Source organism: Peribacillus sp. FW305-BF15, assembly GCF_058783805.1.
The window spans coordinates 65292-90037 of record NZ_JBYSYV010000001.1; the positions used below are offsets into that span (position 1 = coordinate 65292).

At 39.1% G+C, this 24746-nt stretch carries 18 protein-coding genes, 1 other RNA gene and 2 pseudogenes; 19 read left to right on the forward strand and 2 right to left on the reverse strand.

Translation table 11 applies throughout. The features are described from left to right. The first annotated feature begins 132 nt into the window (after nucleotides 1-132). From AC3WLU_RS00275 to ssrS, 5 genes and pseudogenes are all read left to right on the forward strand, one after another. Entirely contained in the window at nucleotides 133-525 is a 393-nt protein-coding gene (locus tag AC3WLU_RS00275; protein WP_063576204.1) for a sporulation protein, read from the forward strand. Nucleotides 526-547: 22 nt separating this feature from the next. Next, on the forward strand, nucleotides 548-1429 hold the full coding sequence (locus tag AC3WLU_RS00280; protein WP_034306785.1) for a mechanosensitive ion channel family protein: 882 nt from the start codon (nucleotides 548-550) through the stop codon (nucleotides 1427-1429). A gap of 459 nt (nucleotides 1430-1888) precedes the next feature. Further along, a pseudogene (locus AC3WLU_RS00285) lies at nucleotides 1889-3134 on the forward strand (MFS transporter). 204 nt (nucleotides 3135-3338) lie between these two features. Then, a complete protein-coding gene (locus tag AC3WLU_RS00290; RefSeq protein WP_412992145.1) occupies nucleotides 3339-4820 on the forward strand; it encodes a UDP-N-acetylmuramoyl-L-alanyl-D-glutamate--2,6-diaminopimelate ligase in 1482 nt (493 codons plus the stop codon). Between the two features lie 104 nt (nucleotides 4821-4924). Continuing rightward, nucleotides 4925-5111: non-coding RNA, 6S RNA (ssrS, locus tag AC3WLU_RS00295), on the forward strand. Nucleotides 5112-5250: 139 nt separating this feature from the next. Here the strand turns inward: ssrS and AC3WLU_RS00300 are convergent. Next, a complete protein-coding gene (locus AC3WLU_RS00300) occupies nucleotides 5251-5793 on the reverse strand; it encodes a ribonuclease H-like YkuK family protein (protein ID WP_034306780.1) in 543 nt (180 codons plus the stop codon). A gap of 871 nt (nucleotides 5794-6664) precedes the next feature. On the opposite strand from AC3WLU_RS00300, the gene AC3WLU_RS00305 reads away from it, so the two are divergent. From AC3WLU_RS00305 to AC3WLU_RS00325, 5 genes and pseudogenes are all read left to right on the forward strand, one after another. Beyond that, nucleotides 6665-7870 (forward strand): nitrate/nitrite transporter, encoded by a 1206-nt coding sequence (locus AC3WLU_RS00305; protein WP_268564052.1) that lies wholly within the window; start codon nucleotides 6665-6667, stop codon nucleotides 7868-7870. Nucleotides 7871-7923: 53 nt separating this feature from the next. Beyond that, a complete protein-coding gene (gene nirB, locus AC3WLU_RS00310) occupies nucleotides 7924-10245 on the forward strand; it encodes a nitrite reductase large subunit NirB (protein WP_492596562.1) in 2322 nt (773 codons plus the stop codon). A 106-nt stretch (nucleotides 10246-10351) separates the two neighbouring features. After that, nucleotides 10352-12502: an assimilatory nitrate reductase catalytic subunit NasC gene (nasC, locus tag AC3WLU_RS00315; protein ID WP_492596563.1), complete on the forward strand. Its 2151-nt coding sequence runs from the start codon at nucleotides 10352-10354 to the stop codon at nucleotides 12500-12502. A 101-nt stretch (nucleotides 12503-12603) separates the two neighbouring features. Further along, nucleotides 12604-13374, forward strand: a complete 771-nt coding sequence (gene cobA, locus AC3WLU_RS00320) for a uroporphyrinogen-III C-methyltransferase (protein WP_413002338.1) — start codon at nucleotides 12604-12606, stop codon at nucleotides 13372-13374. Between the two features lie 348 nt (nucleotides 13375-13722). Continuing rightward, nucleotides 13723-13913, forward strand: a pseudogene (locus AC3WLU_RS00325) (transposase); the annotation flags it as partial. Between the two features lie 244 nt (nucleotides 13914-14157). Here AC3WLU_RS00325 and AC3WLU_RS00330 read toward each other — a convergent pair. Then, nucleotides 14158-14484, reverse strand: coding sequence for a MerR family transcriptional regulator (locus AC3WLU_RS00330; protein ID WP_034311054.1), 327 nt, complete (start codon nucleotides 14482-14484; stop codon nucleotides 14158-14160). 204 nt (nucleotides 14485-14688) lie between these two features. On the opposite strand from AC3WLU_RS00330, the gene nirB (AC3WLU_RS00335) reads away from it, so the two are divergent. From nirB (AC3WLU_RS00335) to AC3WLU_RS00375, 9 genes are all read left to right on the forward strand, one after another. Continuing rightward, entirely contained in the window at nucleotides 14689-17103 is a 2415-nt protein-coding gene (gene nirB, locus AC3WLU_RS00335) for a nitrite reductase large subunit NirB (RefSeq protein WP_492596564.1), read from the forward strand. Nucleotides 17104-17120: 17 nt separating this feature from the next. Further along, the gene (gene nirD / locus AC3WLU_RS00340) at nucleotides 17121-17438 is read left to right on the forward strand and encodes a nitrite reductase small subunit NirD (RefSeq protein WP_054395784.1); all 318 of its coding nucleotides are present in this window, start codon (nucleotides 17121-17123) and stop codon (nucleotides 17436-17438) included. A gap of 197 nt (nucleotides 17439-17635) precedes the next feature. Next, nucleotides 17636-19252, forward strand: a complete 1617-nt coding sequence (locus tag AC3WLU_RS00345) for a family 14 glycosylhydrolase (RefSeq protein ID WP_492596565.1) — start codon at nucleotides 17636-17638, stop codon at nucleotides 19250-19252. A gap of 511 nt (nucleotides 19253-19763) precedes the next feature. Beyond that, nucleotides 19764-20189 (forward strand): OsmC family protein, encoded by a 426-nt coding sequence (locus tag AC3WLU_RS00350; protein ID WP_095678434.1) that lies wholly within the window; start codon nucleotides 19764-19766, stop codon nucleotides 20187-20189. 360 nt (nucleotides 20190-20549) lie between these two features. Then, nucleotides 20550-20870 carry a hypothetical protein gene (locus AC3WLU_RS00355; RefSeq protein ID WP_492596566.1) on the forward strand — a complete coding sequence of 107 codons (321 nt, stop codon included), beginning with the start codon at nucleotides 20550-20552 and terminating at the stop codon, nucleotides 20868-20870. A 270-nt stretch (nucleotides 20871-21140) separates the two neighbouring features. Beyond that, entirely contained in the window at nucleotides 21141-21608 is a 468-nt protein-coding gene (locus AC3WLU_RS00360; protein ID WP_492596567.1) for a hypothetical protein, read from the forward strand. A gap of 889 nt (nucleotides 21609-22497) precedes the next feature. After that, complete coding sequence (locus AC3WLU_RS00365) at nucleotides 22498-22821, forward strand: ArsR/SmtB family transcription factor (RefSeq protein ID WP_189337287.1); 324 nt, start codon at nucleotides 22498-22500, stop codon at nucleotides 22819-22821. Nucleotides 22822-22823: 2 nt separating this feature from the next. Next, entirely contained in the window at nucleotides 22824-23216 is a 393-nt protein-coding gene (locus AC3WLU_RS00370) for an SRPBCC family protein (protein WP_278089441.1), read from the forward strand. 82 nt (nucleotides 23217-23298) lie between these two features. Further along, nucleotides 23299-23892 (forward strand): YdeI/OmpD-associated family protein, encoded by a 594-nt coding sequence (locus AC3WLU_RS00375; protein WP_413002345.1) that lies wholly within the window; start codon nucleotides 23299-23301, stop codon nucleotides 23890-23892. The last annotated feature ends 854 nt before the right edge of the window (nucleotides 23893-24746 follow it).

Consider the following 24746-nt stretch of genomic DNA (forward strand, 5'->3'; position numbering starts at 1 on the left):
TTGGTAAAGGTCTATTTTGTTTTAGTAAACCTTTACCAAAGTGGTAAAGGTTTTTTTGTAGTCCCCTTAAGGAAATGTATAAACATGTAGGTTTTAATAGAAAAACAAATAAATATAAATGGAGTGTATTCTTTGATACTTAGAAAATCTTTGCTACTTTTAGGAATAGGTTCTGCACAAATAGATTTAATCCTTCCGAAAAATACGTATAAATCCGGCGAATGCATAAATGGATATTTTTTGATTAAGGGTGGTACCCTTGCGCAAAGAATAAGAAGGATTGAATGTGATTTGATCATGGATACTCATTCTACGGGAATGGAAGAGATCCTTAAAACGAGCACCATTTTGTCTACAAGGGAGATAAATTCAGGGGAAAGCAACGAAATTCCTTTCAACTTTTGTCTGCCTATATTGAAGGAGCCTTATAAGCGAGGGGTATCCTATCGCCTTAAAACGAGACTTATCCTTGATAAAGGGATAATCGGAAAGGATGATGACTGGATTTTAATCGAATCTGAATAAACGTGAAAATGGAGGTGAAAACATGAATATCTTGAAATTTTCTGAGCTTGCTGTGGATTACTGGGAAGAATTTTTATTATTGAGGCTTTTCATTTTGGCTATACTGTTATTGGCTGTTTATTATATTTTGAATAAACTGGTTGAATGGTTTTTTAGAAGATCCAATTTTTTCGACGAGGAAGTCGAAAAAACAATACAGGGGGTTACTCGTTCTTCTCTTAGGTACGGTATATCCGGACTTTTCCTTATATATTTGATTGGACAGTTTATAGACCTAAAAGGAATTTTAGCCGGAGCTGGTATTTTAGGGGTCGTGATCGGATTTGCCGCTCAGCAAATGCTTAAGGATATCTTATTGGGATTTGTAAGGCTTTCGGATAATGAATTCCGAGTCGGGAATTTCGTGACATTCAACGGGACAAGTTCCGGGACGATTGAGGAAATCGGTATCCGGTTCATGCAGATCAGGGAATGGTCAGGAAAATTGCTGACCATCCCACATAGTGAAATCAGGACGATTCAAAATTTTAATAAAGGGAGAATGCGAATCATTGAACGCATTACAGTAAGTTACCAGGAAAATCCTGAAAAGGTAAAACGGCTGTTGGAGGATATATGTATTATCTGTAATGATAAGTATGGTGAAAGCCTTCTAAGGCTAGAAGATGGTACACCCGAAGAGGATTTTAGATACATAGGCATTACGGATTTAAATCCAAATCTAAAATATGTTGGATATGAACTATGCATAGTGGGACTTGTGAAACCTGATGATTACTTTGAAACATCGAGAAGCGTGAGGTTTGAAATGATGACTGCTTTACATGAACATCAAATTCTAATGCCATCTTCCCATTTGCTTGTACAGGGCAATCCTAATCAAGAACGTTTATTGGAAAACTGAAAAGAAGAAACACATTTGCTTGAGATAATCCGGGAAAAGATCAAGAAAAAATGATGGATAAGGTAACAAAGGGCAGAAGCCATATTCGGCGGCAGCCCTTTGAAGCTTAAGGATATTAAAGGGCTTTCTTTTAAAGGAAGTCCATTTTTTATATTAGATAAATAGAACAAACCCATCCCCAAAAATAGTTTTATTTTATTAATTTTCCCCTTGATTTATCAGATTAAATAAATTATTATGAAAATAACATAAAATGGAAGGGTGACCTTTAAACAATGATCATTTAATCCTATTTTTTAAGAAAAAATGCGTGCTTAAAACGAATTTTTTTCTGGATAGGATTAGTCTGTACATTAAAATACAAACAAAGATCATTGTGTCCTTCGATTGGGATATTTTTCCTTGTTATATTTGTATTGTACTGCCTCCTGTCCAGATATTTTACAGGAGGTTTTTATATTGGCGAATAACACATCTGAAACATTAAATAAAAAGGAACTTAACATTTTTAAAAATCGAGTATTCCAGGCCATTATCTTCTCAGGGTTGTTTTTACAAATAGGGATATGGGTACGGAATTTTGCCGTTTTGTTATTCGTCATGGAGAAGACAAATGGAGATGCCTTTGCCATTTCCATGATATCAGTAGCAGAATTCGCACCCATTTTTATTTTTTCATTTATTGGAGGCACATTTGCTGACCGCTGGAGTCCGAAAAAAACGATGGTTTGGTGTGATGTTTTAAGTGCAATGTCTGTATTTGCTGTGCTTATTTCGCTAATCTTCGGCAGTTGGAAAATGGTTTTCTTCGCAACTTTAATTTCGGCGATACTTTCTCAATTTTCTCAGCCATCAGGCATGAAGCTATTTAAGATGCATTTGCCAGAAAGTCAAATCCAGACAGGGATGTCAGTTTATCAGACCGTTTTTGCAGTATTTATGGTTTTAGGTCCGATTCTTGGTACATTTGCCTTCCAATCTTTCGGGATCAACACCTCGATTGCGATTACTGGCCTGGCGTTTCTACTTTCAGCTGGCGCACTCGCCTTTCTTCCAAAAGATCGCAAACTGAATGAGGGGACAGCAAAAACAACATTATGGCAGGAAATGAAAAGCGGTGTGAGCTACGTATTAGGAAAAAAAGAACTAAGTTTGCTTGGTTTATGTTTTCTGGCTGCCGGGCTCGGACTGGGTTTCATTCAGCCGCTCTCGATATTCCTTGTTACAGAACAACTGGAACTGCCTAAGGCAATGGTTATTTATGGTGAATGGGTTTGGTATGATTTTAGGCGGAGCCGGTGTAATGATCTTTGCCAAAAAGGTGGCACCTCAAAGATTATTAGCTTTCGGAATGCTTGTGAATGCCATAGGGTTGGCGGTAATGGGGCTTTCGACAAATCTTTGGATTACACTTACTGCCGAGTTCTTTAATGGGCTAATGCTTCCTTGTATCCAAATCGGGATCAATACATTGATATTGCAGAGGACCGAGGGAGAGTTCATCGGAAGGGTCAATGGAATCTTAAGCCCATTATTCACTGGATCGATGGTGTTGACCATGAGCGCGGCAGGCGTGCTGAAAGAGCAATTTTCACTCGTCGCCATATTTGAAACCGCGGCTTTCTTTTTTATTCTAGGAATGTTTTTCATATTGCCATTGTACAATCAGAAGGCCGAAACGAAACCTCTGGAAGTTCAATCGTAAGCATCTTGCGGTGTGCCAGCACCTAAATACAGCTACAACCATTAGAAAAGCAGCCAAAATTGGCTGCTTTTCTTTCTTCTTTCTTCATACTGTTATTAAAACTTACAAATTCTGGATTTACATTTATTTTAGGAGTACTGGTTAATACTAAAAATGGGCTTATTGTACTTATGCAAGTGAATAGCTTACAAAGGAGAAAAGTTAATGATCCTTAAAGACATATTGAAAGAAGCGATAAACGGGGATTTGCCGAAGGACGTTGAACATATATCCATAACAGGTTTAACCGATAACTCTAAAGAAATAAAAAAAGGATTCCTTTTTGTTGCCGTAACCGGATATAAGTCCGATGGCCATAATTACATCAATGATGCAATTCGCTTAGGGGCATCGGCTGTGATTGGCAATCGAGATATTAAGGGTTTGGAAGTTCCTTATTTAAGAGTGGAGAACAGCCGTAAAGCATTAGGACAAATCGCCAAAAGGTTTTATGGAGATCCCAGCAATCAAAAAATAATGATAGGAATTACGGGCACAAATGGAAAAACTACAACTAGCTATATGCTTCAGCAAATATTAGAAGAGAATGGAGTAACCTGTTCAGTCATTGGTACGATACAGCATATTATCAATGGGAACAAAGTCGATTCGCATAATACGACTCCAGGTACCATGGAATTGAATTCCTTGCTGGTTGAAAGTAGGGACATGGTTGTCATAATGGAAGTGTCTTCACATGGATTAGCTCAATACCGTTTAGAAGGAATTGAATTTGATTTCTGTGTCTTCACGAATTTGTATCATGACCATCTTGACTTCCACGGTACGATGGAGGATTATTTCCTGGCAAAATTACTGCTTTTTGAAAAATTGAAGCCTAGTGGTCTTGCGGTTATTAATGGAGATGATTTCTGGGGGGGGAAACTGCAAGAATACTTATGGGAGAAGAATGTCAGAGCCTTTGTTTTTGGAAAATCCAATCGCTGCGATTTAGCCATAACCAATTATAATACCGCAACGAACCCCTTTATTTTATTGAATGAGAAACAAGACTTTGTGAAAATTGAGTTACCTTTACCTGGACTTCATAATTTATATAACGCAACAGCTGCCTATTCCGTAGCGAAGATGTTTCCAATTTCAAAACAGGAAATTCTCACTTCATTGAAACGATTTTCCGGTGTACCAGGAAGGTTTGAAATATATAAGAAAGCATCTGGGCCGACTATAGTCATCGATTATGCACATACTGCAGATGCCATTCATCACATGCTTCAAACGGCCAAAGAATGTGGGGCCAAAAAGATTTATCATATCTTTGGTTTCCGGGGTGGACGAGATACAACCAAAAGGGCTGAAATGGTTAAAGTATCTTCGGAACATAGTGATGTTTTGATTTTGACAATGGATGATCTGAATTCGGACGGGATGGACGGGATGGAATCCACACTAAATAAACTGCTTAGCGATTACTCAGCTGGAAATGGGAAGGTTATTCCTGATCGTACCTTTGCTATCCAGGAGGCGTTACAAGCAGGAAAAGAAGGGGATTGGATTATCATTACAGGTAAAGGAATTGAGAGGTATGATCAAAAATTCGGACTGCCAACCATTTCTGACAAAGAAACGGTATTATATCTTCAAAATGAGGACCAAGGGGATTTTATCGGTTATTTTGATCAATAGTTTATTATAACGAATCCAGCTTCCATCCATTCCATAGCCATAAGCGATTTTAAAATGGTGATTATTAACATTGTAACATGTGAGTAATTCAGGTATGATAATTATACAAGCTGCACTGTTCGTAATGATAATAAAGTTTTAACCTTTAAGCTGTAATAGGGAGTTTTATATTGAAACAGGAATGTTATGCCTCGTCACTGACTTGGACAACAGGATTTTTTCTGCAAACACCCACTTTGAGGAGTGGTGGTTTAAAACTTTCTTACTGAATACGGCATTGGCGGCTTATATCTTAAAATGTTAAAGCCGGTCTCGGTCTGAGGCCGGTTTTTTGCTTTATTTAAAATTGCGTACCGAAAAAAAGTATGTAACGCTTTGCCGTCTGAAAATTCCCAAACCATATTGTGCAATTACATATTTTTGTAAACATTCACTCTTGTTTTGTATAACGGTTGGCATAACTTGAAGCTACGAAAGCATCCGGTTTGATTTTTGGTTCCACCCCCATGGATTCCATCCTGGCTACCATTTCTTTTACAAACTCACTGGTTTTGTTACGCTTTCCAACCCCGATATCAATGTGACCTTCCATTGTGAATGTCGCACCTTGATATACAGCAGGCAGGACAATATCGATTAATTGATTTTTTCTTTCTTCCGTAAACAGTGATACGATTTCCTCTGTTAACGACAACTCTTGAGAAATACGTTCATGTAAATGCAGCATCCTTCTAGGGATCATCACTTTTCTTATACAACCCCATACACCATTTCCGACCTGCCGTATTACGATGCCTGTAATGAAAACCGTATGTTTTTTATGTACTTGCGAATCTGTCCCGACCATTAATTGATAGTTACCGGAAGGATTTAATTCCATAAACTCAACAATATGAACGAATACCTCTTCAAATGACATATCCTTTTTCTGAAGATTTTGAAATGGGATGTTCTGAAATGGATATTGCTTCATATTAGTGCACCCAACCTTTCCCCGGATAGAATCAGATTATTAAATATCTCATACCGTTCATAACACATCATATGAAAGAGGTCCTTGTTTCGTGCCGTGGGAAGAACCCGCCTCTAAAGAAGAGGCAGTCATCATTTAAAGTTAATCTCGCTGAATGGATATCACCTCAAGTTTTATTTCTTCTATTTAAAAACAAAGGCTCTTTTCGTAAAGATTGTTGTTTTTAAAACGAAACTATTTAAGGGTGATTGGAGCGGAAGTGCGAGACTCCTGCGGGAGCAGCGGGACAGGTGAGACCCCACAGGCGTTTACGCCGCGGAGGCTCACCGCCCGCACCAAGGAAAGCGAGCATCTGGAGGGGAAATCAACCACACCGCGCTACTTAGTAAATAGCAACAAAGTATGCGAAAACAGCCTAAACAAAAAGACTGTAGGTAAAAGGAGTTCTATCTTATGTTAAACAAAGTTGTTTGGGAGCGGGTGGCTGGAATGAATTAACGGACAAATATAAAACTGGAAAAAAACTCCATTATAGTCGGGTTTATCTACAGGCTGGAAGAGAAGCTTAAGCATTAGGCTTCTCTTTTTTTGTATGGAGAATATTTCAAAATGTTCTTGGAGTTTATTCCGGCCATAAATGAAAAGTTAAACAAGCATGTAACTTTACATCACCTAAGTAAACCACAATATCATGCGATTTTTATAAGAAAAAGGAAATGAATTTATTAAATTTTGTCCAATACCTACTTTAAACAATTTAATAACTTACAAAAAAAGTGTGTGATGTTTTCTTACATAAACAAAGAAATCTTACTTTTATAAGAGTAAAATAAACGAATATTCAATTAATAAAGTATTGGAGAGATGAAAAATGAAAATATCTGAATTGAAAAAAAGCGGTCATGCTCCGTCATTATTAGCTTCATTCCTTTATTTTGATATCAGTTTTATGATTTGGGTATTATTAGGGGCACTCGGTGTCTATATTACAAAGGATTTCGGACTTTCCCCAGCTGAAAAAGGCTTGATTGTGGCTATTCCGATTTTGGGAGGCTCGTTTTTTCGAATCGTCCTTGGTTTTTTGACTGACCGCATCGGCCCGCGGAAAACCGCAATCGGCGGGATGCTTGTAACGATGATTCCACTTTTTTGGGGATGGTTATTCGGTGAAAGTTTAGCGGAGCTTTATTTAATAGGGATATTACTAGGGGTGGCAGGAGCAAGTTTTGCTGCAGCACTTCCTATGGCCAGTCGTTGGTATCCCCCGCATTTGCAGGGTCTTGCGATGGGCATTGCAGGTGCCGGTAACAGCGGAACTCTTTTTGCGACATTGTTCGGACCTCGTCTTGCAGAATCTCTTGGCTGGCATAATGTTATGGGTTTAGCTTTGATTCCTTTAACCATCGTGTTTATCATTTATATTTTAATCGCAAAAGACGCGCCATCTCAACCGCCGGCAAAACCACTAAAGGAATATTTCAACGTATTTAAAATAACGGACACTTGGTATTTTTGTATTCTTTACAGTGTGACTTTTGGGGGCTTTGTCGGGTTCACTAGCTTTTTAAGCATCTTTTTTGTTGATGAGTATGGGTTAACACGAATAAGGGCGGGGGAATTCGTTACATTATGTGTCATTGCCGGAAGTTTCTTTCGTCCCGTCGGAGGATTTATTGCCGATAAAATAGGTGGAGTTAAACTGCTTATGTTTCTATTTATTGGACTCACTATATGTATGTTTGGGATTAGTTTTCTTTATTCTCTTACTGTCGTTACAATCCTTCTGTTCATCGGAATGCTATTTCTCGGTATGGGCAACGGAGCTGTCTTTCAGTTAGTTCCACAGCGATTTTCTAAAGAAATAGGTTTTATCACAGGGATTGTGGGAGCTGCCGGAGGTGTTGGCGGATTCTTGGTTCCAAACATACTAGGTACGTTGAAACAGATCACTGGCACATATGCTACAGGATTTTTAGTATTTTCCGCAGTTGGAATCGTGGCTTTGCTTATCCTGGGCCTAGCTCAGCTTTCATGGAGAAAAACGTGGGTACTCGGAAAGAATTCAGTTAAGATCTAGAACTTTGTTTAATTAGTTTGGCTTTTTACAGCAATTGTTTTTGGGGGGATAAAATGTATAAACAAAAACTGATCTTAGTTGGGAACGGAATGGCAGGATTACGTTGTGTTGAATCCATCATTAGTAAGGATCCGACTGCCTTTGAGATTACTATTTTCGGAAGTGAACCGCACGTTAACTATAACCGAATCTTATTGTCGACTGTGCTTCAAGGCAACACCTCTTTTGAAGATATTACGATAAATGATCGAAACTGGTATACGGAGAATAATATCCAATTGTTCTCAGGTGAAACGGTAGTAAAAATCGATAAAGAGACTAGGAAAATAAAAACAGACAAAGAACGGGAAGTTTACTACGATAAGCTGATAATTGCCACAGGTTCTGTCCCGTTCATTCTTCCTGTCACAGGTGTAGATAAAGAAGGCGTCATTGCATTTCGGACGATTGAAGATTGCCAAAAGATGATTGAAACTTCACGCAAACATAAAAAAGCAGTCGTAATCGGAGGCGGTTTGTTAGGTTTGGAAGCAGCGAGAGGGCTGTTAAACCTTGGTATGGAAGTGCATGTCGTTCATATCGCTGACTATTTAATGGAAAGGCAGCTCGATTCAACGGCATCACTTTTACTGCAAAAAGAGTTGGAAAACCAGGGAATGAACTTTCTTTTAAAAAAGGAAACACAGGAGTTAATCGGTAACGAGCGTGTAGAGCGCGTCCGTTTTAAAGATGGAACGGAGCTGGATGCAGATTTGGTCGTTATGGCTGCGGGAGTCAGACCGAATATTCAATTGGCCAAAGAAAGCGGAATTGATACAAATCGTGCAATCATTGTAAATGACTATTTAGAAACCAGCATCCCAGATATTTATGCGGTTGGCGAATGTGCTGAACATCAAGGCATGGTTTATGGGCTTGTTAAACCTCTTTACGAACAAAGTGAAGTGCTGGCAAAGCATATTTGTGAGATGAAATGCAGCGGATACCAAGGCTCGGTCCTTTCGACCCAGTTGAAAATATCAGGAGTTGAGCTATTTTCTGTTGGTGAATTCCTTGGTGACGAAACAACGAAATCCATCACAACTTTTGATGAATTGGATAGTGTTTATAAAAAGTTGGTTTTTCAAGGAAGAAAAATCATAGGTGCTGTGCTTTATGGAGATACAAACAACAGCTCACGATTACTCGATATGATTGTAAAGCGGCAAGAAGTATCGTCAGAGGAAAGGCGTTCAATGTTCCAGTCACCAAATACGGCTGAGGGATTAATCGCTTCGATGGCAAATCATGAAATCATTTGCCATTGTAATGCTGTTTCAAAGGGGGGAATCATTGAAGCGGTTCAAAATAAGGGGTTAACGACTGTGGAACAAGTTAAACAATGCACAAAGGCTTCCGGTTCTTGCGGAGGATGTAAGCCGGCAGTGACCGAGCTTTTGACCTATATTCAAAGTAATCTTACTACTCAGGATGAGAAACAAACTGCATTTTGCTCATGTACGAAATTAACGGAAGATGAAGTTGTGTATAAAATGCAGCTCCAAGACGTATCGACTGTCCAAGAAGCGATGGATGCTCTTGAATGGGAAAATACAAAAGGTTGTTCAACTTGCAGGCCTGCATTGAGCTATTATTTAGGGATGATTCATCCAGAGTACGAGATCAGACAGCAAACTCTTTTCATAAACGAAAAAAAGAATGCAACAGTTCAAAGTGATAACCGATACTCAGTTATCCCGCAAATGTACGGCGGGATGACGAATGCAAATGACTTGCGAAAAATTGCTAATGTTGCCGATAAATATGAAATATCCCAGGTTGCGATAACAAGTGAACAAAGGATTCATTTAATGGGGGTGAAAAAAGAAGACCTCCCAGGTGTGTGGGCTGATTTAGATATGCCGTTAAGTTCGAAATATGGTAACACCGTTCAAAACGTCAAAACATGTATCGGTGAACATGTTTGCTCTTGTGATAAACAGCAATCCCTATTACTTGCTGTAGATTTGGAAAAAAGATTGGAGCAAGTATCTACACCATACCGTATAAAGATGGGCATATCCGCTTGTATGCATAACGGTGCAGGATCAACAACGAAAGATATAGGTGTTATGGGCATTGACAGGGGCTGGGAAATATATGTGGGCGGAAGCAGCGGGCGTGATGCACGTGCAGGTGAACTGCTATGTGTAGCCGGCACAAATGAAGAAGCCATTGAAATCATCATCGGCTTTATTCAATATTATCGGGAAACAGCCAACTACTTAGAACGGACTTGGCAATGGATTGAACGATTGGGATTAATTCATGTTAGAGAAATATTGTTTGATGATGAACTTAATCAGCAACTATCTCAACGAATGGAACTGGCCTAGATCAGGGAATGAACAAAGGGGAAAACTAGTTGCAGGACTTAGGAAGCGGTTAAATGTTTGTACCATGAAAAATCCATAGAAATCCATGAGTAAAGGGTGAGGAGCCTTGACCGAATTATTATTAAAGTATTTCCGCACGAAGCAACAAGAGGTCCAATCAGAAAAACGATATGATACACAATGTCCATTTTGCAGCATGCAATGTAAGATGCAGCTGCTGGAACAAACAATAGTAACAAGAAAAAAGTATATGACGATTGGAAAAGATAATCCAACCTCAGAGGGGCGCTTATGCATTAAAGGAATGAATGCACATCAACATGCTTTGCATAAAGATCGAATTAAATACCCACTATTGAAAAAAAATGGGGAATTTGTTCGAATATCATGGGAGGAAGCATTAAGCCACATCAAGGAGAATTTCGCTAAAATACAAGCAGAAGATGGTGTACATGCATTATCTGTTTATGGGAGTGCATCCATTTCAAATGAAGAAGCCTATTTGCTTGGGAAGTTTGCAAGGGTGGCTTTAAAAACAAAGTATATAGATTATAATGGCCGTTTGTGCATGTCTGCAGCTGCTTCGGCAGCCGGCCAAACATTTGGTATCGACAGGGGCCTGACCAACAGCTTATCAGAGGTTCCGTTCACAAAGTGCATAATCTTGGTGGGTACGAATATTGCGGAATGCCAGCCCACAATCATGCCGTACTTTGAGCAAGCGAAACAAAATGGGGCATATATCATTGCTGTAGATCCCCGGGAAACCGCAACAACGAAAATGGCCGACTTACATCTAAAGGTGAAACCTGGGATGGATGCCGCCTTGGCAAACGGATTATTGAAAGTGATCATTGAAGAGGATCTTATTGATGAAGCGTTTATCCGGGAACGTGCAAATGGCTATAAAGAAGTTAAAGAGTATGTCACATCTTTAGAGTTGGAGGAAATTGCAGAAATGACAGGGGTTCCAAGTGACCAAATCCAAAAAGCGGCTGCCATGTTCGGGAAAGAAGAATCAGGAATGATTTTTACAGCAAGGGGAGTTGAGCAGCAAACAGATGGTTCGGCCGCTGTCCGTAATTTTCTTAATATTCTTATTGTTACAGGGAAAATTGGAAAAGTGAATTCGGGTTATGGAGCTATCACCGGACAGGGAAATGGGCAGGGAGCAAGGGAACATGGCCAAAAGGCAGACCAACTGCCGGGGTATCGCATGATTGAAAATGAGGAACATAGATTACATATTGCAAGTATATGGGGAATTGATGAGGCTGATTTGCCGCGTAAAGGTGTATCGGCATACGAAATGATAGAGAAGATAAATGAAGGTGAAATTACCGGCATGTTTTTAATGTGTTCCAATCCAATTGTTTCAAATCCCAATGCTAACTTTGTCAAAAAGGCTTTGAAGAAATTAAAGTTTCTTGTCGCAGTAGATATGTTCGTTTCTGAAACTGCTAGATTGGCTGATTTGATTTTACCTACTTCGTCTTATTTAGAGGATGAAGGAACGATGACGAATTTGGAAGGACGGGTAACGTTGCGGGAAGCAAGTTTTTCATCACCTGGGGAAGCGAAGCATGATTGGCAAATCATTTGTGATATAGCTAAAGCTCTTGGGAAAGGGGAGCATTTTCCCTTTCAATCTGCAAATGAGATATTTGAAGAACTAAGAGTGGCAAGCCGTGGGGGAACCGCCGATTATTATGGTATAACGTATGATCGCTTAAGAAAAGAAGGAGGCATTTTGTGGCCATGTCCATCCATTGACCATAAAGGGACTAAAAGGTTATTCGAATCGTCTTTTGCCCACCCGGACGGAAAGGCGGCCATGGTTGTGGTTAATAACGTGCCTCATGTTCCAAAAGAAAAGCCATGTACGGAATTTCCGCTTTATTTAACAACAGGAAGAATCATGTCACACTATTTAACTGGAGTACAAACGAGAAAAAGCTCATCATTAGCCGCAAGAAATTTTGAATCATATATGGAAATCCATCCAGAAACAGCTAAGAAATATCATATTTCAGACAATACTTTGGTGAAAATTGAATCAAGGCGCGGAAGTATTGTTGTAAGAAGCAAATGGTCCGCAACGATTCGCCATGATACTATATTCGTTCCTTTTCATTGGGCAGACTCCCAAAATGTCAATCGCCTCGTTTCACAGGATTTAGACCCGACATGCAAAATGCCTGGGTTTAAAGTCAGCGCTGTAAAAGTACATCCTATATTAGAGTTAACGTCTCATTAAGGGGAGGGGATCTTCCCCTTCACCATATTTTTTTGATTCAATCATAATCGAAAAATGGAGCTAATCACATTTCATGACTAAACAACAAAAGGGGATAAAGGATGGAAAAAGGTAAGGTCTATATCGTTGGTGCCGGTCCTGGTGATCCGGACTTAATTACTGTCAAGGCAATCAAATGCATCGCGGAAGCGGATGTCATCTTGTATGATCGATTGGTAAATCGTGAATTGCTTTCAAACGGCAAACCTGAAGCTGAATACATTTATTGCGGTAAAGCGCCTGGTATACATTGTGTCCCTCAAGAGGACATTCATCAATTGTTAATAAGTAAATCAATGGAGAGAAAAACGATTGTTCGTCTAAAAGGGGGAGATCCTTTCATTTTTGGCCGTGGCGGTGAGGAAGCAGAAGCGCTAGCAAAGCACGGAATTCAATTTGAAATAGTCCCTGGAATCACATCTGGAATCGCTGCGCCAGCTTATGCTGGAATTCCCCTGACTCACAGGGAATGGGGGAGTTCCTTCGCAATTGTCACAGGACACTGCGTGACTGGCAAACCTGATAACATCAACTGGCATCATTTAACACATGGTGTTGACACCATTGTTATTTATATGGGTATGAAAAACCTTCCATATATCTGTAAACAATTACGCTCCTGCGGAATGAAGCCTGAAACTGCCATTGCAGTCATCGAACAAGGAACGACAGGTTTTCAACGAACTATTACAGGAACAATCGATTCAATAGTGGCGATCGTTACAAGAGAGCAGGTTGCCAATCCCGCCATGATCGTAATAGGAGAAGTGGTGAATTTATCCGGGAAATTATCATGGTTTTCCGAGAAAACAAAAGATAAGGAGTTCGCTTAGAAAGGAATTATTACCTAAAAAACTTTTACTGTAATGAAACTGGAAAACTGGACATGAAAGTCATCATGTCTTCAGTTTTTTTGCTTGTACAAATTTGGACGTTGATTTCCACTTCAGGCACTCGCTTTCCGCGGGCGGTCCGGAAGCCTCCTCGGCGCCTTTGCGCCTGCGGGGTCTCCCTTGGACTCGCTTTTCCCGCAGGAGTCTCGTACCTTCCGTTCCAATCAACTTGTTTTAACTTTTAGATAGTATCCTTTTGCCTAAAGTCTTCATTGTTTTGAAATAGCATTAATAAAACTTGAAGTGATCAGGATGCTTTCTTAACATGATTCTATTTAATGAGATCAACTGGTGCCAGCGAACCATTTGGTTCGTAAAATGGAGGCTGCCATTGACTTTTCTTTCATTTATGATTTGGTGAAAGATATGTATTCAGAGGTAGGATGCTCAAGTATTGACCCGGTTATAGTAGTTAAACTGACTTCATTCAATATACCTTCGGAATTCAATCAATACGTAAAACAATTATGAAGTTGAAACAAAAATGGCTTAACATAGTGGCTCGATGAGACCAAATCTCTTAACCTTTGGTCAAAATTCTAAGGGAATTTTAAAAGGGGTTCGGAATCTTTTAATTCCGAACCCCTTTTGTCTGCAAACTGACTGGACATGAAAGTCATCATGTCCAGTTTAACAATGTTAACTGCTATTTTAAAAAGACAAGGGTTTATGGACAGTTAAAGTACTTATTGAATCGGTTAATTATAACGGTTGCTTAGAAAATCAATTACGCAGGCCAAAGTGTGCATTTAATTGGCCCTGCAGCATTTTTTTTCGCATTTTTTCCTGTTCAATTTTTCTTTTCTCTTTTAATTTTTCCTGTCTAATTTCATGGGTTTGCACTCCATCCTCTATTTTATCGGCGATTTCCACTAATGCCTTGACGTCGGAAAAAGAGTATTTACGGTTACCACCCTTAGACCTTTCGGGGAAAACTAGTTTTCTTTCTTCATAATACCGGATTTGCCTATCGGATAGTCCGGTTAATTCTCTGACCACACCTATGGAAATTACCTTTCTATCTATATAAGATTCTTTTTGCTGGACGATGAAAATCACCTCATTTTGGATTTATGCTGAATCAATAAGGATATTATATCCTAATTTTCTGAATATTTGTAATAAAAACTAACATTAAATATTAATTTTTAAAAAATATGTAAGATTTTATTACATGATTGTGGCGATAAAAAGTGACGTCACCTATAATCAATCATATCATCCTTTCAAAAAAATCTTATTGGAGGACAAAACATGTCTAAGCAGAAATTGGCACTCATTGGGAATGGTATGGCTGGAGTAAGATGTATAGAAGAAATTTTGAAAATTCAACCGGAAAGGTTCGAGGTGACTGTCTTCGGAAGTGAGCCGCATCCGAATTATGATCGAATCCAACTATCGAATGTATTGCAAGGGGCTACGACGATAGATGATATTACAATAAATGATTGGAACTGGTACAAAGAGAACAATATTACACTTTTTTCAGGTGAAACAGTCAAGAACATCGACACCACTAAGCAAATCATATATTCAGATGCTAATCGCGAAGTTGCATATGATCAATTAATTTTAGCTACCGGATCAATCCCTTTCATCCTTCCGATAAAGGGAGCTGATAAAAAAGGAGTGACCGCCTTTCGAAATATTGAAGATTGCGAAAAGGTGATTGAATATTCTAAAAACAACAAAAAGGCTGCAGTCATTGGTGGAGGATTGCTGGGTCTTGAAGCAGCAAGGGGGCTTTTGAATCTAGGTATGCAGGTAGATGTAATTCACCTTTCGGAATATTTGATGGATAGGCAGTTAGATCCAGCAGCAGGAAAAATGCTGCAAAGGGAACTGGAAAGACAGGGAATGAATTTTTATCTCGGGAAACAGACTCAGGAGGTTTTAGGTGAATTTGATGTCAAAGGATTACGCTTTAGTGATGGCGAGGAAGTCAGCGCCGACTTAGTGGTCATGGCAGTTGGGATTAAGCCAAATGTTGCAATGGCCCAAAATTCCGGCATCCCTGTCAATCGAGGAATTATCGTGAATGATTATATGGAGACAAAGATCCCGAATATTTTTGCGGTTGGTGAATGTGCGGAACACCGTGAGATGGTGTATGGTTTGGTCGCTCCCCTATATGAACAGGGCAAAGTATTAGCCAAAAGGATTTGCGGACTGGAAAGCAAACCTTACGAGGGGTCCGTGCTTTCTACTAAGTTAAAAATATCTGGTGTTGATGTATTTTCAGCTGGAGAAATTTTCGAGGATGAACAAGCCAAATCAATCAAGGAATTTAATGAATGGAATGGTACTTACAAAAAAGTAATGATTCGAAATGGGAAAATTTCTGGGGCGGTATTATTCGGGGATACAAAGGAAAGCAATATCCTATTGAGCATGATCAATAAAAATGCCGACGTTTCGGAATACTTGAATGTTGGAACAAGTGAACCCAGTGTCAGCCTTGTCACTTCGATGTCAAATGAAGAAATCATCTGTGGTTGTAATGGTGTAACGAAGGGCGATATTGTGACGGCTATCGAATCTAATGGTTTAACAAGCATTGAGGAAGTAAAAGGCTGCACAAGTGCTTCGAGATCATGCGGTGGTTGTAAGCCGTTAGTCGGTGATATTCTCGAGCTGACATTAGGCACTGGTTTCAGTAAGTCAAACCAGAAGGAATCCATATGTACGTGCACCACTTTATCAAGAGATGAGATTGTTGCCGAAATACGCGAAAAAAATCTGACACATACTCGTGAAGTCATGAATGTTCTCGGCTGGAATACAAGTGATGGATGCTCGAAATGTAAACCGGCACTGAACTATTACTTAGGCATGATCCATCCTGTTGACTATGAAGATGAAAAAGAATCCCGCTATGTCAATGAAAGGCTACATGCAAATATTCAAAAGGATGGTACATTTTCCGTTGTGCCAAGAATGTATGGCGGCGTCACAAATCCCGATCAATTACGGAAAATAGCAAATGTTGCCGATAAGTATAATGTTAAGTTACTTAAGGTAACAGGCGGTCAAAGAATAGATTTGTTCGGCGTTGAAAAAGAGGACCTTCCAAGCGTATGGGCCGACCTGGATATGCCTTCTGGATATGCGTATGGAAAAACGCTTCGAACTGTGAAAACATGTGTCGGTGAAAACTTTTGCCGGTTTGGCACCCAAGATTCAATCGGTCTGGGTATTGCCATGGAGAAGAAATTCGAACGTGTTGGCACACCGCATAAGGTTAAGATGGCTGTGTCGGCATGTCCTCGTAATTGTGCTGAATCCGGTATCAAAGATCTTGGTGTTGTCGGTGTTGACGGTGCATGGGAAATTTATATTGGCGGCAATGGCGGTACCCATTTACGAGCTGCTGAATTATTATGTAAAGTGAAAACAAGTGATGAGGTAATTGAAATTACGGGTGCGTACATCCAACATTATCGAGAGACTGCCAATTATTTAGAAAGAACGTCGGTCTGGGTTGAGCGTGTCGGGTTCGATACCATTAAGGCGATTATTGGTGATAAGCAAAAAAGGATGGAGCTTAACCAACGTTTGGATGAGGCCTTATCCGTATTGCAAGAACCGTGGAAAGAAATCATTGAGAGCAATGCGATCCAAACCGGTTTATTTCAAAAAGTGAAAATTCCGGCTATATCAAAAAAATGAATATGGGGGCAGCCTAAATGGGGAAAACACTTCAAAAGATAAAGGTCTCAACCGTAAATGAAATGCCAAAAAACCTGGGGAAAACAGTAACCATAGGATCTCATGAAATTGCTCTTTTTCATTTAGCAAATGGTGAATTCCGGGCTATTGAAAATCGTTGCCCACACAAAGGTGGGGTACTTGTGGAAGGCATCGTGAGTGGTGATCACGTATTTTGCCCGATGCATGACTGGAAAATCAGTGTCAAAAATGGAGAAGTCCAAAAACCTGATAATGGTTGTGTAAAGACATTCCATGTTGAAATAGAAGATGGTAATGTTTATATAGTTTTATAACCAGTTGCTATGGATAGTCTCTAAGACTATCCATATTTTCTTTGCAGTTTTTGAACTAAATTTACCCGGCAGAATAATTGATAAATATTTCCAAAGGCAATATACTTTCAAGTATAGGAATTCTTTTATTAAAACGAATGAATGTAAGCGATTTCGAAGAACAAATGAATAAAGTTATAGGGGAAGGTTGGCGTTTTATGAACAAATTATCGGTTGGCGTTTTTACCTTTATGCTGTATTTTGTTCCTTTATCAAATACACCTGGAATGGCAGAAGTACAACCAGATTACAAGCTTTATGTGATGGCCCCCTTGGGTGAAATAACAGATTGGGAGGCATTTAAAGCAGAGCTGACCCAGTTGAAGGAAAATGGAGTATATGCAATAACGACAGATATCTGGTGGGGATTGGTCGAGAGTAAAAAAGATAATCAGTTTGATTGGTCCTATTATAAAAAATATGCGGAAACCGTGAAAGCTTCCGGTTTAAAATGGGTGCCCATTTTGTCTACGCATCAATGCGGCGGTAATGTGGGGGATGATTGCAACTATCCCATCCCAAGTTGGCTCTGGAATAAAGACACTGCCGAAAACATGGCTTTCAAGAGTGAAAGTGGTTTCTGGAATAAGGAAGTACTTGCTCCTTGGTGGGAGGGCACAGCCGGTCAGTACAATGAATTGTACAAATCCTTTGCAGAGAACTTTGCTGATAAGAAGGATTTAATAGCAAAAATATATCTAAGTGCAGGACCGGCAGGGGAATTAAGATATCCCTCCTACCAGAATGCCGATGGCTGGGATTATCCTGAGAGGGGACAGCTTCAAGTTTATACAGAAGGAGCAAAACGGGATTTCAGGCTTGCCATGAGAGAAAAATATTCCACGATAAAAAAATTAAATGCTGCTTGGGGCAAAACGTATAAAAACTGGAATGAGATTCAGCCGCCAGGAAATGGGGATGAATTTTTCACCATGGGAGGAGCAATCGACACTAAATTTGGATACGATTTTATGCAGTGGTATCAAGGGGCACTCGAAAAGCATCTTGCAAAAATTTCGAAGTTTGCCCATAAACATTTTGATGAAGTCTTTGGCGTGCCAATTGGAGCTAAAATCTCAGGAATCCATTGGAAAATGAATGATCCAGTAATGCCGCATTCAGCAGAATATAGTGCCGGGTACCATAACTACTCCAAATTATTGAATCAATTTAAGAAATCGAATATGGCCCTTACATTCACCTGTCTGGAAATGGGAGATCAAGACGCACATACTGCACCGTCCTATAGCGCCCCTAAGACTTTGGTGACCCATATTGCCTCTTTAGCTAATGAAAAAGGAATTTCTTTAAACGGGGAAAACGCACTCCCTCTCATCGATAATGAATGGGGCTTTGACAATGTAGCAGAAATGCTTTTTAACCATGGTTTTGAGGGATTTACATTGCTTAGGATGTCTTATTTATTCGACGATGAAGGAAATCCAACTAATGAGTTCAGGATGATGGCTGATAAATTGGAAGGCAAGTCGATTCCCGTTACATTCACAGTTGAAAATGTACCTGCCACACAGGGAGTTTACTTAATTGGGAACAGAGGGGAAATCGGCCGATGGAATCCTGAAGATTACGAATATAAACTCACTCAAAACACAGAAGGCAGCTGGAGTGGAACATTTCGTTTAGCTGCAGATCGATTCTATGAATTCAAGTTCGTTCTGAAAGATGAAAATGGCAATATCACTTGGCAAGATGGCGAAAATAATAGGTATAAAACTCCTTTGAATGGAGAAGGAAACTATAAAACTGCATGGTAAATGGGTTAATAGGGCTATGATTTAAAATTCAGACGACATAAGGTGGTTCGGAATGCTCTCACAACCATGATTGGTAAACTTAATATCCTTCTGTTTTTTTACTGCTTTGTATACATCAATCCCTTAATAGATTAAAGAAATTTGCGACAATCCTGCCGAATAACTGTCTGCCAAGCCGCTTTGCTTTGATGCGGCTCGGCAAACAGTTGGCGGAAAGGGAGCGGATTTCTGAAATCATCTGGAATATTTTTTTAGGTTTTAAAGCCTGAAGAGGTAATCAACGTTCAAATTTTACAGTATGACTAACTAAGCAGGACTTGTGGGAAGAATATAAGGTATGGAAAATCATCACAAGTTAGGGTATAAAAAATCCAGAATCCAAGTGATGTATATTTGCATACTGACCCCATTACGGCAATATTTTTTAATACTTAAATGATATAAATTTACATTAATTGAAATGTAGTCCATTTTTAGAACAAAGCAACAAGAAAGGGAGGAATCGAAATATATGAAGACAATGATTACATGGACAGGGGAACTGGCCTTTTCTGGCACAACTCCGTCGGGACATGAAATAAAGATGGATGCCGCCGAAGAAGCAGGAGGTAAAAATAGTGGAGCAAGACCCACAGAATTACTTTTACACTCTCTTGCCGGCTGTACAGGAATTGATATTGTCATGATTTTAAAGAAAATGCGATTTGAAACAAAGGCCTTTCAAATAGAAATAGAGGGGGTACGGTCAGAAAATCACCCTAAACGTTTTACCGATTTTCATATCCATTATTTATTAGAGGGAGATCTACCTGAAGATAAAGTCGTCCGTGCGATTCAATTATCCAAAAATACGTACTGTTCAGTGTATCACTCATTAAATGCCAACATTAAAATCAGCTATTCAATAAATGGTGTTAAAGGAAAACAAGACATATAATATGTAATTTAAAGGACTATTGTTTAACAGGAAGTTGTTTTACATCCGTATAATAAAAACAGCCCCATTTTTGAACATGGGGCTGTTTTGACTGAAATGAACATCCTCATTTCAAGAATAATCATCTATATCAAAACGCGCAAACCACAGGAAATAATCCCTCTCATGGTAATCCGAGGGTATTATACCGAAAATATCAATCTAAAATTGGTTTTCAAGGTTAGCGAACTCCATTTTACGGAAGGAAAGGGATAATTCAGTAAGCAAGTAATCAAAATGTAATGGTTTGGTCATTGGAATGCCCTTGATGTTAGGAGTTTATCCATATAAACTTTAGATACTATTGAGGAGTGGTTAAAGTTGAAAGAGATAACAATTGACAAATTAATTTTTAAAAATCATTTATCGATGATTGAACAATATTCATTGAAAGATTTCATGTTTAAGTGGCTCGGCAGCCCCGAAGAAGGTTTAGATGATCTTCTCCCGCTTACATACACAGATGAAGTTTTTGCAAAAATGGAAACGACATCGGAGACTAAAATCAAGATTCATGGAGAAGAAACCTTCAGATATGTCACCATTACGGAAGATAATCAAATTATAATAGGGGGCTTGGATCCGAATCAAGAGTTAAAGTTTAGAATTGTGTCCCTGGAAGAGCGTTTGAAAAGCTACTAAAACTGAATCAAATTTTCAAAAATACCTTAAAAAGGCCATTCCTGTGGAATGGCCTTTTTAAGGTATTTTTTTCATCACGTTAAGAGAGTCGTGAATACCACATGTTAACTGTACTCGAAAGTAATTGAAACCCTTATCTTATGCAAGTTAAACGAGTAACTCTTTTAACTCGCGATATTTTTGGATTAATTTAACAAAATATAAATGTTTATTGGTTTGTCTTAGTATATTATAAAGTAATGAAGTCGACTAAACATTGGGGGGATTGAGATGAGTGAGACGTTGGCAAGTTCAATAAAAACGCTTTTGAAGGAAACGTTTGAAGGACCGGGAAATGAAGGAAGCTATTATACTGAATCAAAACCGAATACCGGGGTTTTTGGTACACTTGATGGTTTAACCGCAGTAGATGCTTCACGTTCCATAAACGGATCGACAATTGCGGCACACGCAGACCACACCCGGTATTATTTATGGGTGATCCAATCGATGATCAATGGCACAGACTTTGAAAAAGATTGGGAAGAAAGCTGGACCATCACTACTGTTGATGAGGTGAAATGGGCTGAAATCAGAGAGGAATTACATAAAGAATATGTATCTCTTTTCGCAGAAATCGAAACAATCGATTTAGGAAAATGGCTGACTAATGTAAATGCGACCATTGCCCACTCAGCTTATCATCTTGGAGCGTTACGGCAAATGATAAAAAGCCTTGAATATAGAAAAATAATATAATATATTGAGAGTTTTTAAACTGATTGGAACGTATGGCACTCGCTTTCCGAAGGAAGTTCGCCCTCGGCACTCTTGCGCCTGGATTCTCCTTTCGACACGCCTTTTCCGCGGGAGTCAGGTACACGCGTTCCAATCAACTTTGTTTGAAAAACCCAGATAGATACTTTTAGTCTTAGTCAATAAGAGGGGTTCAAACGATCTCATCCCTAAGTTGAGGGTTTATAATATCAGATAGTTTATTTCCTTTTTCATACTTTTGAATGAGTCATTATTGATTTATACTTACTTCGTCCGAATCTCGTTCCGTAATTCTTCTCCTTCTATTCCATTTGCCTGTCATTTGCTTTTTTACTTTCTTGCTCAGCCCATATGAAAGCAGAGTTAAAAATTGGGCCTCCTTATAAAATCCCCAGTAACACCCATATCTCTGAATTTCCGCAATCAAAAGAGTCTCTTTTTTAAGTACCATACATAATATCTGAGTTCAGATCTCAAGTAATATACTTCCATTCTCCGAATGAATCATCATAATCCCTACCCAATCCGTCTAGTGAATTAAGGAATAGTAAACGCCTTCACGAATGATTAAGTGCATCCCAGATATGGAAACCAGTAAAACTTTTTTCCGCTTTGCTTATCAATGAAGATATAATTCCAAAATACTCCTTTGCTGAAACACGAGCATATCCAATATTCAAAAATAGCAATTGATCATATATGAATCACTTTAACTGACGGGGCCAATTTAGTTGTAAAAGGATTTAATAATATACTTGATGATATTAGAATAAAACAAATAAAGTGTGTCAATAATAAAATTGACAGGACACCAATCAGTGTCATATAATAAAAGACACCAATTGATGTCCAATTAAAAGGGTGGGTGATTTTGAACGAGAAAAATCAAGAACGTGATATTTATATAGCCATTGCTGACCCAACAAGACGTAAATTGCTACGTTTGTTGGCGGACGTGGAGGAATTGCCACTAAATGAGTTGACCGTACATTTTGAAATGGGCCGTACTGCGGTTTCAAAGCATTTGGCAATCCTTAAAGAGGCAGGTCTAGTAATCAGCAGAAAAGTCGGCAGGGAAACCCGTTATCGACTGAATGCTGGTCCGTTGAGAGAAATTGAGGATTGGGTATCGTTTTACAGAAGATTCTGGAGTGAAAGAATATCACTTTTAAATCAAATATTAGAGGAGGAATAAAAATGAGTTTAACAGTAACACAAGATTTTAATTTTAAGAGCCCGATCGAGAAGGTATGGCTTGCCTTAACGGATGCAAATACTCTTGGGAAATGGGTAATGGCTAATGATATTAAACCTGTCGTCGGACATAAATTCCAGTTTCGAAATGAACAGTGGAAATTAATTATTGATTCCGAAGTTCTTGAAGTCGAGGAGCCTTATAAGTTATCTTACACCTGGGTAGGTGGCGGTATAAACACTACAGTCACATGGACCTTAAAGCACGAGGATGGAACAACCCACTTACATCTCGAACAAACAGGATTCGAAAAAGAAGATCAAGCGTTCAATGGTGCGAAATATGGTTGGGCGAAAATGGGCGAAGAACTTAATAACGTGTTAGAGGTATTGTAAGACCAAACCTCTGCCTTGTTTTTTAGTATTTAGCTAACGTATAAGAAAAAAGCAAACTGCTCGGAAAGAGGAGTGTTCCGTGATGACAAAAAGTAGAACGAATCCTAAGGTTGATGAATTTTTAGGTAAAGCTAATAAGTGGAAAGAAGAATATGAGACATTAAGAAATATCGTTCTTGACTGTGAACTGACTGAAGAATTTAAATGGATGCATCCCTGTTACACGTTTGAGAATAAAAACATCGTTTTAATACATGGATTTAAAGAATATTGTGCGCTTCTGTTTCACAAAGGTGCCTTGTTACAGGATGCCCACGGGCTTCTAATTCAACAAACGGAGAATGTACAGGGAGCGCGCCAGATTCGGTTCACTAATGTTCAAGAAATAGTTGCAACGGAATCCATTCTGAAAGCCTATATTCATAAAGCCATTGAAGTTGAAAAAGCCGGGTTGGAAGTGGAATTTAAAAAGAATGAAGAATTCATAATTCCTGAAGAACTTCACAATAAATTCGATGACATCCCTGCCTTGAAAACTGCTTTTGAAGCATTGACCCCAGGAAGGCAAAGAGCATACATCCTTTATTTTTCACAAGCCAAACAATCCAAAACCCGAGAGTCAAGAATCGAAAAATGCATGCAGAAAATTCTCGATGGGAAGGGTTTAAAAGATTAATATATTTGATGACAAAATAAATTAATCATGTTTTGGATTTCACCCCACTTTGCGTTCATTCGAACTCCTTTTTGGAACGCAAGTAACCACTCAACCGAATAATAAAATGGATAAAAACAAAAAAGTGATCCATAGAGTGTAAGCGATCTGCCGTGAAAAAGCCTACTTGTTGCAGCTAAGGAAAGAAAAAAGCTGCACACCAAAGTGTACCTTGTTTTTTTGCTTAAAGGTCAATTTTTTTTTAGCTAACGGGTGCTTATCTTGAACAAGGTTTAAGTAATGATTTCAACATACCACCAATAAAATATGGTACTTTTACGGAGTAGCAAAAAAGCCCAATTTCTCAATTTTATTACTGAGAAATTGGGCTTTTTTCGAATATTTCGATTCAGGAAAATGCTAACGACCATGGCCCACTTCGCGTATCATCTTGGAACGTTACGACAAATGATAAAAACCCTTGAAATGGAAAAATAAGATAACAATCTGATGGTTAACATGATTGGAAAATTGGGCAATCTTTGTATTCTTGGGCACGCTTTTCCCGCAGGGTTCTCGAACACCCGCTCCAATCAACTTTGTGTTAAAAGATGTCCACAGTTTTTTTGAGAACTCCAGGCACTCGCTTTCCGCGGGCGGTCCGGGAGCCTCCTCGGCGCCTTGCGCCTGTGGGTCTCCCCTGGACTCGCTTTTCCCGCAGGAGTCTCGAACACCCATTCCAATCAACTAACGTGTTTTAAATGAAAAAAATGCAGGCTGATCTTATGCCGAACCATGTTTAAGACTAGTTTATCCTTCATGTTTTTCTCCTGTAATCCTTATTGGATGGAAGAAATTGCGACACTCCTGCCGAA